Source organism: Conexibacter stalactiti, from assembly GCF_033542075.1.
Lineage (GTDB): Bacteria > Actinomycetota > Thermoleophilia > Solirubrobacterales > Solirubrobacteraceae > Conexibacter > Conexibacter stalactiti.
Map to the genome: position 1 here is coordinate 15,952 of NZ_JAWSTH010000037.1, position 12,053 is coordinate 28,004.

11 protein-coding genes are annotated in these 12,053 nt (G+C 70.3%); 9 read left to right on the forward strand and 2 right to left on the reverse strand.

What is annotated here, in order from left to right; translation table 11 throughout:
• The first annotated feature begins 3 nt into the window (after nt 1-3).
• From mrdA to rpmA, 5 genes are read left to right on the forward strand one after another with little or no spacing between them, the layout of a single operon-like run.
• A complete protein-coding gene (gene mrdA / locus R7226_RS14910) occupies nt 4-1,995 on the forward strand; it encodes a penicillin-binding protein 2 (protein WP_318597969.1) in 1,992 nt (663 codons plus the stop codon).
• The gene (gene rodA / locus R7226_RS14915) at nt 1,941-3,188 is read left to right on the forward strand and encodes a rod shape-determining protein RodA (protein WP_318597970.1); all 1,248 of its coding nucleotides are present in this window, start codon (nt 1,941-1,943) and stop codon (nt 3,186-3,188) included. The genes mrdA and rodA overlap by 55 nt, the downstream gene beginning before the upstream one ends.
• A gap of 38 nt (nt 3,189-3,226) precedes the next feature.
• Nucleotides 3,227-5,113: an Rne/Rng family ribonuclease gene (locus tag R7226_RS14920; protein ID WP_318597971.1), complete on the forward strand. Its 1,887-nt coding sequence runs from the start codon at nt 3,227-3,229 to the stop codon at nt 5,111-5,113.
• A gap of 11 nt (nt 5,114-5,124) precedes the next feature.
• The gene (gene rplU / locus R7226_RS14925) at nt 5,125-5,460 is read left to right on the forward strand and encodes a 50S ribosomal protein L21 (RefSeq protein WP_404827851.1); all 336 of its coding nucleotides are present in this window, start codon (nt 5,125-5,127) and stop codon (nt 5,458-5,460) included.
• A complete protein-coding gene (gene rpmA / locus R7226_RS14930; protein ID WP_318597973.1) occupies nt 5,460-5,735 on the forward strand; it encodes a 50S ribosomal protein L27 in 276 nt (91 codons plus the stop codon). The genes rplU and rpmA overlap by 1 nt, the downstream gene beginning before the upstream one ends.
• Nucleotides 5,736-5,837: 102 nt before the next feature.
• Here rpmA and R7226_RS14935 read toward each other — a convergent pair whose 3' ends face one another.
• Entirely contained in the window at nt 5,838-6,677 is an 840-nt protein-coding gene (locus R7226_RS14935; RefSeq protein WP_318597974.1) for a collagen-like domain-containing protein, read from the reverse strand.
• Between the two features lie 103 nt (nt 6,678-6,780).
• Nucleotides 6,781-7,476, reverse strand: a complete 696-nt coding sequence (locus tag R7226_RS14940; protein ID WP_318597975.1) for an SDR family oxidoreductase — start codon at nt 7,474-7,476, stop codon at nt 6,781-6,783.
• A 172-nt stretch (nt 7,477-7,648) separates the two neighbouring features.
• Between R7226_RS14940 and R7226_RS14945 the strand changes: the two genes are divergently transcribed.
• The 4 genes from R7226_RS14945 to R7226_RS14960 all read left to right on the forward strand — a co-directional run bounded on the left by R7226_RS14945 (nt 7,649) and on the right by R7226_RS14960 (nt 12,042).
• The gene (locus tag R7226_RS14945; protein ID WP_318597976.1) at nt 7,649-8,098 is read left to right on the forward strand and encodes a Fur family transcriptional regulator; all 450 of its coding nucleotides are present in this window, start codon (nt 7,649-7,651) and stop codon (nt 8,096-8,098) included.
• On the forward strand, nt 8,095-9,753 hold the full coding sequence (locus R7226_RS14950; RefSeq protein WP_318597977.1) for a catalase: 1,659 nt from the start codon (nt 8,095-8,097) through the stop codon (nt 9,751-9,753). Before R7226_RS14945 ends, R7226_RS14950 begins: the two co-directional genes overlap by 4 nt.
• 82 nt (nt 9,754-9,835) lie before the next feature.
• Nucleotides 9,836-11,116, forward strand: coding sequence for a GTPase ObgE (gene obgE, locus R7226_RS14955; protein ID WP_318597978.1), 1,281 nt, complete (start codon nt 9,836-9,838; stop codon nt 11,114-11,116).
• Nucleotides 11,116-12,042, forward strand: a complete 927-nt coding sequence (locus R7226_RS14960; protein ID WP_318597979.1) for an arginase family protein — start codon at nt 11,116-11,118, stop codon at nt 12,040-12,042. The genes obgE and R7226_RS14960 overlap by 1 nt, the downstream gene beginning before the upstream one ends.
• Nucleotides 12,043-12,053 lie beyond the last annotated feature (11 nt).

Here is a 12,053-nt window from a genome sequence, read left to right on the forward strand (position 1 = left end):
ATGATGGAATCGCCCGAAAGCCGCAATCAGCTCTCGCCGCAGCTCGCGATGCGCGTCGCGCTGCTCGGCGGGATCGCGCTGGCGATCTTCGGGATCATCTTCTTCCGTCTCTGGTTCCTGCAGGTGCTCTCGGGCGACCAGTACCTCGCCGAGGCGTCGTCCAACCGCGTCCGCAACGTGACGATCCAGGCGCCGCGCGGCGAGCTGATCGACCGCAACGGCACGGTCCTGGTCGAGAACCGCAATGCCGTCGCCGTGCTGGTCTCGCCGGCCGCGCTGCCGGAGGACGAGGGCACGCGCGAGCGGTTGATCACGAGACTGAGCAGAGTCCTCGGCAGATCGACGAGACCCGAGAGATGCGAGCTCGGCAGAAGAAGATTCATGAGAATGCCGGTCGAGTGCGCGATCGACTCGCAGGCGGCGGTGACGCCATACGCCGACGCGATCGTCGAGCCCGACGCCTCGCGCGCCGCCTACTCCTATCTGGCGGAGCGGGCGAGCGAGTTCCCCGGCGTCTCGATAGAGAACGCCTGGCTGCGCGAGTACCCGCTCAAGTCGGTCGGCGCCCACCTCTTCGGCACCGTCGGCCAGATCGACGAGGACGGCCTCAGAAACCCCAACTACAGAGGGGTCAGAGGTGGCTCGATCGTCGGCAAGAACGGCCTTGAGTTCACCTACGACAAGTACCTGCGCGGCACCAACGGCGCGCAGCGGATCGAGGTCGACGCGCAGGGCCGCCCGAAGGGCAGACTGACGACTGTCGAGCCGGTCAAGGGCAGCGACGTGCAGCTGTCGATCGACGCGAGACTGCAGAGAGTCGGCCAGCAGGCGCTGCAGACCGGGATCGGGCTGGCGCAGGCGAACGGCAACCCCGCCAGCGGCGGCGCCTTCGTCGCGATGGAACCCAAGACGGGTGAGGTGCTCGCGATGGGCTCCGCCCCGACCTTCGACCCGAACGACTTCACGAGACCGATCTCGCAGAGAGAGTACGACCGCAAGTACACCGCGGAATCGGCGAACAGACCGCTCTTCAACCGCGCGATCTCCGGCGGCTTCGCGATCGGCTCGACCTTCAAGATCGTGACCGCGGCAGCGGCGCTCGCCGACGGCCAGATCACCGAGACGACCCCGTACAACGACACCGGCTCGTGGGTCAGCGGGCTGCAGAGACGGCGCAATGCCGGCGGCGCGGTCTTCGGCACCGTCACGATGGAGCGGGCGCTCGCCGTCTCGGTCGACACCTACTTCTACGAGCTGGGCGCCAAGCTCAACCGCGACCCGGCGAGATATCCGAGAGGCGGCGCGCTGCAGGACTGGGCGCGCAAGTTCGGCTTCGGCGCGCAGACCGGGATCGACGTGCCGAACGAGTACGGCGGTGTCGTGCCCGACTCGAGATCGGCCGACGGGCTGAAGGCGGCCGAGCGTGAATGCCGACGTGTGAGAAGAGTCGACTTCTGCGGCAAGGCGTATCTGGAAGACACCTGGACAGTCGGCGACAATGTCTCGCTCGCGATCGGCCAGGGCGACTTCGTCGGCACGCCGCTGCAGCTGGCGACCGCCTACGCCGCGCTCGAGAACGGCGGCACGCTCGTCAGACCGCACATCGGCGTCGCCGCCGTCGGGGAGGACGGGCGCCTGCAGCAGCGCTTCACCGTCGACCCGATCCGCAGATTCGAGATCCCGGGCCTGGCGACGATACGGCAGGGCCTGCTCGACTCCACCACCCAGCCCGACGGTACCTCGACCGACGTCTTCGAAGGCTTCGGCAAGCCCGTCTACGGCAAGACCGGCACCGCGCAGATCACCAACAGACCCGACCAGTCGTGGTACGTCGCCTACGTGCCGGATGAGAGAAGACCGATCGTCGTCGCCGCGGTGATCGAGGACGGCGGCTTCGGCGCCGAGGCGGCCGCGCCGGCGGTGCGGCAGATCCTCTCGCAGTGGTTCTACGGCAACCCGGGCCAGGTCAGAGCGGGCGGATCGGCGAGCTATTGAGCACGACACCGATACGTCGCAGCGTCGACCAGGCGACGCGCTCCTCCGCACGGCCGCGGCTGCTGTTCGACCCGCTGATGCTGGTCGCCACCTTCGGGCTGGTGATCGTCTCGGTGCTCGCGATCGGCGGCTCGACGCGCACCGACATCCCCGGCGCGCCTGACTTCTTCGCTCACCGGCAGATCGCCTATGCCGTCATCGGCACGGTCCTGATGCTGGTGATCAGCCGTTTCGACTACTCGCGCCTGCGTGAGTTCAAGATCGGCATCTACGGCCTGATGATCGCGCTCAACATCCTGCCGCTGCTGCTCGCCGCGGCAACCCGCGGCGCGCGCAGCTGGATCGAGCTGCCGTTCTTCAGATTCCAGCCGTCGGAGCTGGGGAAGGTGCTGTTGATCGTGGCATTGGCCGGGTTCATCGTCGATCGCACGCGCCGGCTCGGCGAGCGTGAGACGACGGCGCGGCTGATGCTGCTGGCGCTCGGCCCGGCGGCGCTGGTGATGGTGCAGCCGGACCTCGGCTCGGCGTCGGTCTACGTCGTCACGGCGCTGACGATGCTGTTCATCGCCGGCTCTCCCGGCCGCCACATCGCGGGTCTGATCGGGCTGTTCGCCGTCTCGCTCGTGCTCGTGCTGGCGGTCGCGCCGGCGGTCGGCGTCAACGTCCTGAAGCCTTACCAGGTCGACCGCCTGACGGGCTTCCTCAGCCCCAACGAGGACAACAACGAGACGACCTACCAGCTCAACCAGTCGAAGATCGCGATCGGCTCCGGCGAGAAGACCGGGCGAGGGCTCGACAGAGCGACCCAGACCGGGTTGAACTTCCTGCCCGAGCACCACACCGACTTCATCTTCTCGGTCGTGGGGGAGCGCTGGGGCTTCGCCGGCGCCGGCCTCGTGCTGTCGCTGTTCGCGCTGCTGATCTGGCGAACATTGCGATTGCTGACGATGGCGAAGAACCTCTTCGGCACGTTGATCGCGGCAGGAATCCTCGCGATGTTGATGTACCAGCTTCTCGTGAACGTCGGAATGACCATCGGCATCATGCCGATCACCGGCGTGACGCTCCCGCTGATGAGCTACGGCGGAGCCTCCTACTTGACAACATTCATCGCTCTTGGCCTTCTCCAGTCGATCCACATCCAAGCTCGGATCGCACAGGGATCGAAGGGCCGGGGGCTCGTCCTTTCATAAGGAATGCACACACCGTGAAGAAGCAAGTGCTTGTCAGCGTGGACCGGGGAGAGACCCGCGTCGCGCTGCTCGAAGCGACGGGTGACGTCGCTCCCCAGCCCAGAAGCGGCGGCCGCAGGCGCCGTAAGCCGGCCAACCCCGCCGCCGGCTACCGCGTGGCCGAGCTGTACCTGGAGCGCCGCGGCTCGCGCTCGATCGTGGGCAACATCTACAAGGGCAAGGTCGACAACGTCCTGGCCGGCCTCGAGGCCGCCTTCGTCGACATCGGCCTGGAGAAGAACGGCTTCCTGCACGTCGACGAGATCGTGCTGCCGGGCGTCGAGGTGGCCAAGCGCGGCCGCGGCGGCGGCGGCAAGGACGGCCAGAAGATCCACGAGCTGCTGAGACCGGGCCAGGAGGTCGTGGTCCAGGTCGTCAAGGATCCGCTCAAGACGAAGGGCGCGCGGCTCTCGATGGAGCTGACGATCCCGGGCCGCTACATGGTCTACACGCCGCAGGGCGAGGGTGTCGGCGTCTCCAGGCGGCTCCCGGACAAGGAGCGCGACCGGCTCCGCAAGGAGGCCGCCAGACTCGACCTCGACGGCGGCGGCGCGATCATCCGCACCGCGGCCTACGGCGCCAGACGCGAGGACTTCGAGCGGGAGATGCAGTACCTCTTCAAGCTCAACGAGGTGCTCGGCAAGCGCGTCGAGGAGACGCAGGCCCCGGATCTCGTCTTCCAGGAGGCCGACCTCTCGATCCGCGTCGTGCGCGACGTCTTCTCCGACCACTTCGAGCGCGCCGTCGTCGACGACCCGAAGCAGTACCAGCGGCTCGTCTCCTTCTTCACGCGCACCGCGCCGGAGCTGGTCGACCGCGTCGAGCTGTGGGAGGGCGAGAGATCGCCGCTGTTCGAGCGCTACGGCGTCGAGAGAGAGATCCAGGGGACGCTGACCAGACGGGTCGACCTGCCCAGCGGCGGCTATCTGATCATCGACTACGCCGAGGCGCTGACGGTCATCGACGTCAACACCGGCTCGTTCATCGGCCGCGGCAGAGGCGCGCGGCTGGAGGACACGATCACGAGAACGAACCTGGAGGCGGCCGAAGAGGCCGTGCGCCAGCTGCGCCTGCGCGACATCGGCGGCATCATCGTGATCGACTTCATCGACATGGCTCGCGCGCGCAACCGCGACGCCGTGCTGAAGACGCTGCGCAAGGCGCTCGACGAGGACCGCACGAAGACGTTCGTCGTCGAGATCTCGCCGCTCGGCCTGGTCGAGATGACGCGCCAGAACGTCACCGAGGGCGTGCGCGAGATCATGACCCGGCACTGCCCGACGTGCGGCGGCGAGGGCGTGATCCGCTCCGAGGAGACGATCGCGATCGACTTCGAGCGCAGACTGCGCGACCTCGCCTCCGAGCACGAGGCCGAGGCGCTGCTGCTGCAGATCAACCCGCGCGTCGGCGCGGTCTTCACCGGCAACGGCGCGCGGATCCTGCGCGCGCTGGAGGAGGAGACCGGCAAGTGGTTCCACTTCGAGGGCTCCGAGGGCCTGCCGCTCGACCACTTCGCGATCACCTTCGAGGGCTCGCGCGAGGACGTCGCCGAGCGCGCGCTGCCGTTCCGCGAGGGTGACGAGGTGCTCGTCTCGATCGTCGAGCCGCACATGTACAACGTCGACGACGCGGTCGCGAAGATCGACGGCTACATCGTCTCGGTGACCGGCGGCGGCCGCCACGTCGGCGAGAAGCGCCTGGTCCGGATCGACGAGGTCGGCCGCACGGCGGCGACCGCGACGCTGGTCGGAAACGGCGCGTCGGAGGGGGATGACAGCGGGGATTCCGCCGATGGCGTAGACTCATCTGCTCGGCGCCGCGGCCGCAGAGGCGGACGGCGCCGTTCCCGTGCAACGGCGGACTCTTCCGCTGCGACGACCGAGTGACCAGAGAACCCATGTACGCGATCGTGAAGACCGGCGGTAAGCAGTACCGCGTCGAGGAGGGCCAGCACCTGCTCGTCGAGCGGCTTGCCGCCGACGAGGGCGCCACGGTGCCCCTCCAGCCGCTGCTCTACCGCGGCGACGACGAGATCCTCGACGGCGACGACCTCGCGAAGGTCACCGTCGAGGCGAAGATCGTCGCGCACGAGCGCGGTCCGAAGCTGCGCGTCGTCAAGTTCAAGCCCAAGCGCGGCTACAAGCGCCGCAACGGCCATCGTCAGGACCTGACGAGAATCGTCATCACGACGATCAAGGCCGGCGCCGCCGCGAGAAAGACGGAGGCTGCGTAATGGCGCATAAGAAGGGCCTCGGCTCCTCTCGCAACGGCCGTGACTCGAACGCCAAGCGCCTCGGCGTGAAGGTGTTCGCCGGGGAGACCGTCTACGGCGGCGAGATCATCGTTCGCCAGCGCGGCACCAGATTCAAGCCGGGCGAGGGCACCGGCATCGGCAAGGACGACACGATCTTCGCGAAGTCCCCGGGCAAGGTCGACTTCAGAACCGGCCGTCGCGGCCGCGTGATCTCGATCCTCCCGGCCGAGGCAGCTGCCTCGCCGACCGAGTAGCAGCAAGAACTTCAGCAGTGCCTCACGAACGCCCCGGCAGCCGCCGGGGCGTTCGTCGTCGTGGGGCGCCCGGCGCTGGCCCGGGCGCCCCGCGTGTCTCCGCTAGGAGACGGCGATCGCCGTCAGCTGGCGCGACTTCGCGACCGCGGCCTCGCCATTGGTCGACCAGCAGTCGACTCTGACGGTCTGGCCGCTGCCGACCTCCGCGAAGCCACCGAGGTTCACGCGCCCCGGGAACGACGACATCGACATCGAGCTGCCGGAGTCGAGCTGCGCGCCGCCGACGAGCAGCTCGCAGGTGTAGTTCATGTTGTTGGAGGAGGCCGAGGCCACTCTCGGCATCGCGTCGAAGGCGTAGCCGCCGGCCGGCAGGGTCAGTGTCGAGACGGTCACGTGGCTGCCGTCGGCCGGCACGGCGAGGTCGGCGTCGGCGCCGTCCGCATACGCCGTCTGCGTGCCGGCGGGCCCTTCGGGACCTTCCGGCCCCTGGGGCCCTTCCGGTCCGATCGGGCCCTGGATGCCCGGCGTGCCGGGGATGCCGGGCGTACCCGGCGTACCGGGGGCGCCCTGCTCCCCGGGGGCGCCGGCCGCACCCTGCGCGCCTCTCTCGCCTTGGACGCCTCTTTCGCCCTGCGCGCCTCTTTCGCCTTGGGCGCCTTGCGCGCCGCGTTCGCCCGCCGTGCCCGCCGGGCCCTGCGGTCCGGCCGGGCCCTGTGCCCCGGTGGCGCCGGCCGGGCCGCGCACGCTCCAGGCGATCGCCTGCTCACCTCTGCCACAGCGTCTGCCCGCGGCCGGAACGCGCAGCGTGCGGTCGCTCAGCTTCACGCAGCCTCTGATCGATGTGGCCGCTCTCGCGCCCCGCGACTCGATCGCGTTGCCGGCGACGGCGACCCCGCCTGCGAGCGCCACCACCGCAACCGGCGCGGCGATCACGACCGGCACAGGCCGAAGCCCCCTGACCCAACGTTGCATGCTGCCTCCCTGTCGGTGGAAACGGCGATGCTAGGCGGGGTTGCCGTGGCGCGCAAACGCTAGTCCTGAGTGGTCAGACAGGCTGCTCGGTCGGGCGCAGCAGGATCTCGTTGACGTCGACGTGCGGTGGGCGCGTGACGGCGAACATGACCGCCTCGGCGACGTCATCGTCGGTCAGCGGGTTGGGCAGCGGCGCGCCGTTGTCCCAGAACGGCGTCTCGACGGCGCCGGGGGAGAGCAGCGTCGTGCGAACGCCGCTGTCGTTGAGGTCCTGGCGGACCGCCTCCGACATCGCCGTCACCGCCCACTTCGTCGCGGAGTAGAGCGAGCCCGGCATCGCCTTGCGGCCCGCGACCGAGCCCGTCAGCAGCAGGTGACCTCTGCTCTGCTTCAGCGCGGGGATCGTCGCGCGGACCGTGTAGGCGGCGCCGAGCACGTTCGTCAGCACCATCTCGCGCCACTGGTCGGGCTCGCCTTCGAGGAAGCCGCGTGGCCCGCCGAAGCCGGCGTTGGCGAAGGCGACGTCGATGCGGCCGTAGGCGTCGAGCGCGGCGGCGACGAGCGCCTGCTGCTGCTCCCACTCGGCCACGTCGGTGACGACGGCGAGCGCCCGCTCCGGGCCGCCCAGCTCGGCGGCGAGCGCCTCGAGCTTGTCGGCCGAGCGTGCGGCGAGCACGAGCCGGTAGCCGGCTCTGGCGGCGTGGCGGGCGGTCGCGGCGCCGATGCCGGTCGAGGCGCCGGTGATGAGGAAGACGGGATCGTCGGCCATCTGGGTATCAGCTCCAGGTCGGGGTTCTGCCGGGATGCTGCCCGATCTCGCCCGTCGTCGCGCGTGACGCGCCGGGCGTCCGGCGTCCGGGGCTGGCCGTGGGTTGCGGCCCGTGAAGAAGTTGTTTTGACTCATTCCAAACTTCGACTGAGTCCGCTATGGTCTGCCGCCGATGGACGTCGCCGCCGTAGAAGACCGTCTCCGCAGCGCTGGGCTGCGGGTCACCGCATCGCGCGTCGCCGTCCTCAGAGCCCTTACCGAGTCGCGCGACCATCCGCGCGTCGACCAGGTGATCGAGCGTGTCCACGCCTCCGGCGTGAGCATGTCCAAGCAGGCGGCCTACGACGTCTGCGAGGCGCTCCGCGCCGCCGCGCTCGCGCAGCGGATCGAGCTGCCGGGCGCGCCCGCCCGCTGGGAGGCGCGCGCCGGCGACAACCATCACCACCTGGTCTGCCGCTCCTGCGGTGAGACGCACGACGTCGACTGCGCGGCCGGTCAGGCGCCCTGCCTCGACCCCGTGTCCGCCCCGCCGGGCTTCGCGCTCGACGAGGTCGAGGTGACGTACTGGGGCCTCTGCTCCAGCTGCCAAGCGCAAACACGACGAGAGGAATCGGCTCGATGAGCGATGACCGCAGAGTTCTGACCAACCGTCAGGGACATCCGATCGCGGACAACCAGAACCAGCGCACCGTCGGTTCACGCGGCCCCGCAACGCTCGAGAACTACCAGTTCCTCGAGAAGATCAGCCACTTCGACCGCGAGCGCGTCCCCGAGCGCGTCGTCCATGCCCGCGGCGCCACCGCCTTCGGCGAGTTCGAGGCGTACGGCACCGTCGGCGGCGAGCCGATCTCCAAGCACACGCGCGCCAAGCTCTTCCAGGAGAAGGGCAAGAAGACCGAGGTCGCGCTGCGCTTCTCGACGGTCGCCGGCGGCCGTGACTCCTCCGAGGCGATCCGCGACCCGCGCGGCTTCGCGGTGAAGTTCTATACCGAGGACGGCAACTGGGACCTCGTCGGCAACAACCTCGGCGTCTTCTTCATCCGCGACGCGATCAAGTTCCCCGACTTCATCCACTCGCAGAAGCCCGACCCGGTCACCTTCGAGCGGCAGGTCGCCAACCGCGTCTTCGACTTCTGGTCGCAGTCGCCGGAGGCGCTGCACATGATCACGCTCGTGCTCGGCCCGCGCGGCATCCCGACCTCCTACCGCCACATGCAGGGCTTCGGCGTCAACACCTACAAGTGGGTCAACGCCGCCGGCGAGACGAAGCTCGTCAAGTACCACTGGCTGCCGAGACTGCCGGTGCAGTCGTGGACCGAGGCCGACGCCGCCGTCGCGCAGGGTCAGGAGCTGGGCGTCCACACGAGAGACCTCTACGCGGCGATCGCGCGTGGCGACTTCCCGCAGTGGGAGCTGAACGTCCAGCTGATGGACGATCACGACCACCCGGAGCTGGACTGGGATCCGCTCGACGACACGAAGACGTGGCCGGAGAACGACTTCCCGCTGCTGCCGGTCGGCCTGATGACGCTCAACCGCGCGCCCGAGAACTTCTTCGTCGAGAGCGAGCAGATCGCCTTCGGCACCGGCGTGCTCGTTGACGGGCTCGACTTCTCCGACGACAAGATGCTCGTCGGGCGCACGTTCTCCTACTCGGACACGCAGCGCCACCGCGTCGGCCCGAACTACCTCCAGCTGCCGGTCAACTCGGCGAGAGCGGCCGCACACGGCGTCAACACCAACCAGCGCGACGGCGCGATGGCGTACGGCGTCGACGGCCACGGCGCCGACCCGTCGATCAACTACGAGCCGTCGCTGCGCGCCGGCCTGCGCGAGGCCGACAAGCCGGCCCACCAGGCGCAGGGCCCGGTCATCAGCGGCCAGCTGACGCGCGAGCGGATCGAGCGCACGAACGACTACCAGCAGCCCGGCGAGCGCTACCTGCTCTCCGAGCAGTGGGAGAAGGACGAGCTGGTCGCCAACCTCGTCGGCAACCTGAAGCAGTGCGACCGCGCGATCCAGGAGCGGATGGTGTGGCACCTCTTCCTCGCCGAGGACGAGCTGGGCCAGCGCGTCGGCGACGCGCTCGGCATCTCCGCCGGCGACGTCAAGCACCTGCAGCCGGTGCCGACGCAGGGCTGGGGTCCGGCCGAGCAGAGCCGCCTCGACAACCTCGGCAGCAACGGCCCGCGCGACGTGGCCGGCCTCGTGATGACGCATTGCGTGCCGAATCAGCGTGTGCAGCTTGCTCAGGACGAGGAGCCGGCCGCGGTCTAGCCCGCGAGTTCCCACCGGCGTCGCGCGCTGTCGCGCGACGCCGTCGAACTCGCAATGCGAAGCACTCTGCCACCATGGACGCGTGCTTTCAGACCGCGCGAGAATTCACGTCCAGGCCGGCCGCGGCGGGGACGGCTGCATGTCGTTCCGCCGCGAGGCGGGGGTGCCGCTGGGCGGCCCCGACGGCGGTGACGGTGGCCGCGGCGGGGACGTGATCCTGCTCTGCGACGACTCGCTGCGCGATCTGCAGTTCTTCCGTCGCACCTCGCACTTCAAGGCGAAGAAGGGCGGCCACGGCCAGGGCAGACTGCGCCACGGCGCCGACGGCGACGACCTCGTCGTCAGAGTCCCGCCCGGCACGGTCGTCGTGCTCGACGATGGCACCCGCCACGACCTCGTCACGCCCGGCCAGCGCGCGATCGTCGCCAGAGGCGGCAACGGCGCGCGCGGCAACAAGCACTTCGCGACGCCGACGCGGCAGGCGCCGCGCTTCGCCGAGAAGGCGCCCGCCGGCACCGAGGGCTGGGTCGACCTGCACCTCAAGCTGCTCGCCGACGTCGGCCTCGTCGGGCTGCCGAACGCCGGCAAGTCGTCGCTGCTGAGCACGATCACCGCCGCGCGGCCGAAGGTCGCCGGCTATCCCTTCACGACGCTCTCGCCGGTGCTCGGGACGATCCAGAGCGACGACCGCCAGCTCGTGATCGCCGACATCCCCGGCCTGATCGAGGGTGCCAGCGACGGCGCCGGCCTCGGCCACGACTTCCTCGCGCACGTCGAGCGCACGCGCCTGCTCGTGCACGTGCTCGACCTCGCGCCGCTCGACGGCTCCGACCCGTTCGAGAACCACGCGACGATCGAGCAGGAGCTGGCCTCGCACGACTCGCGCCTCGCGTCGCTGCCGCGGATTCTCGCGCTCTCGAAGTCCGACCTCGTGACCCCTGGGGACGCCGAGGCGGCGGAGGAGCTGTGGCGCGAGCAGCTCGGCCCCGACGTGCCGATCATCCGCACGTCGAGCGCGACGCGCGACGGGCTCGACGAGCTGCGCAAGGCGCTGCTGCAGCACGTCCCGGTGACGCCGCCGGTCGAGGTCGCCGACATCGACGACCTCGCGGAGCATCGCGTCTTCAAGCCCGCCAGACCACGCGGCTTCGTCGTCGAGGTGATCGACGAGGGCGTCTTCAAGGTGATCGGCGACGGCGTCGACCGGCTCGTCGCCAGATACGACGTCGAGAACGAGGAGGCGATGGCCTACCTGGAGATGCGGCTGCGTTCGATCGGCGTCATCAGAGCGCTTGACGAGGCCGGCTTCGAGTCGGGCGACGACGTCGAGATCGGCGGCATCGTCTTCGAACTGGACGCCTGATGAGCTGGACCCTGCTCGGCGCGCCGCTGGATTCGGCCGGCGCTGGGGAGGGGGAGGAGCGGGCGCCCGCGGCGCTGCGGGCGGCCGGGATCGCCGAAGCGGTCGGCGCCGGTGCCGACCTCGGCGACGTGACCGAGCTGCTGCGCCCCGCCGAGCGCGATCCGCGCACCGGCGTGATCGCCTACGCGGCTGTGCTCGACGCCTCCGTCGCGCTGCGCGACGCCGTCGCGCGAGTGCTGCGCGGCGGCGAGCGGCCGCTGGTGCTCGGCGGCGACTGCTCGCTGCTGCCCGGCGCGCTCGCCGGCTGCCGGATCGCCGGGCTGGAGCCGGGGCTGTGGATGGTCGACGGCCACCCCGACGCGATGGACGGCGCCAGCTCGCCGACCGGCGAGGCCGCCGACATGGACTTCGCGATCGTCTGCGGACGCGGGCCGACCGCGCTCGTCGAGCTGGCCGCGCCGACGCCGCCGCCGCTGCTGGCGCCGGCCCGCGCGGTGGTGCTGGGGCTGCGGCCGCGCGGCATGGACCCCGGCAACGACGACGACCTCGCGCTGATGGACGAGACCGTCTGGTGGCGTGACGCGCCGTCGATCGCGGCCGCCGGGCCGCGCGCGGTCGGCGAGGAGGCGGCGCGCCGGCTGGAGGCGCCGCCGGTCCACGAGGACGCGCGCGCCGACGACGGGGCGGTCGCGGCCGCCTGGCTGCACCTCGACCTCGACGTGCTCGACGCCGCCGTGATGCCGGCCGTCAGCTACCCGCAGCCGCAGGGGCTGACGTGGGAGCAGCTGGAGCAGCTCGTGACCCCGTTGGCGGCCTCGCCGGCGCTGGTCGGGATGTCGGTAAGCGACCTGCAGGCCGACGCCGACCCCGACGGCGCGCTCGCCCGCCGCACGGTCGAGCTGCTCGGCCGGGTGCTGGCGCGCTGAGCGCCGCGCCG

Bases quoted from the DNA above. Each gene is read 5' to 3' on its own strand.
- R7226_RS14945 (WP_318597976.1), top strand. From the start codon at position 7,649: ATGGACGTCGCCGCCGTAGAAGACCGTCTCCGCAGCGCTGGGCTGCGG.
- R7226_RS14960 (WP_318597979.1), top strand. From the start codon at position 11,116: ATGAGCTGGACCCTGCTCGGCGCGCCGCTGGATTCGGCCGGCGCTGGG.
- R7226_RS14950 (WP_318597977.1), top strand. From the start codon at position 8,095: ATGAGCGATGACCGCAGAGTTCTGACCAACCGTCAGGGACATCCGATC.
- mrdA (WP_318597969.1), top strand. From the start codon at position 4: ATGGAATCGCCCGAAAGCCGCAATCAGCTCTCGCCGCAGCTCGCGATG.
- rpmA (WP_318597973.1), top strand. From the start codon at position 5,460: ATGGCGCATAAGAAGGGCCTCGGCTCCTCTCGCAACGGCCGTGACTCG.
- rplU (WP_404827851.1), top strand. From the start codon at position 5,125: ATGTACGCGATCGTGAAGACCGGCGGTAAGCAGTACCGCGTCGAGGAG.
- R7226_RS14940 (WP_318597975.1), bottom strand. From the start codon at position 7,476: ATGGCCGACGATCCCGTCTTCCTCATCACCGGCGCCTCGACCGGCATC.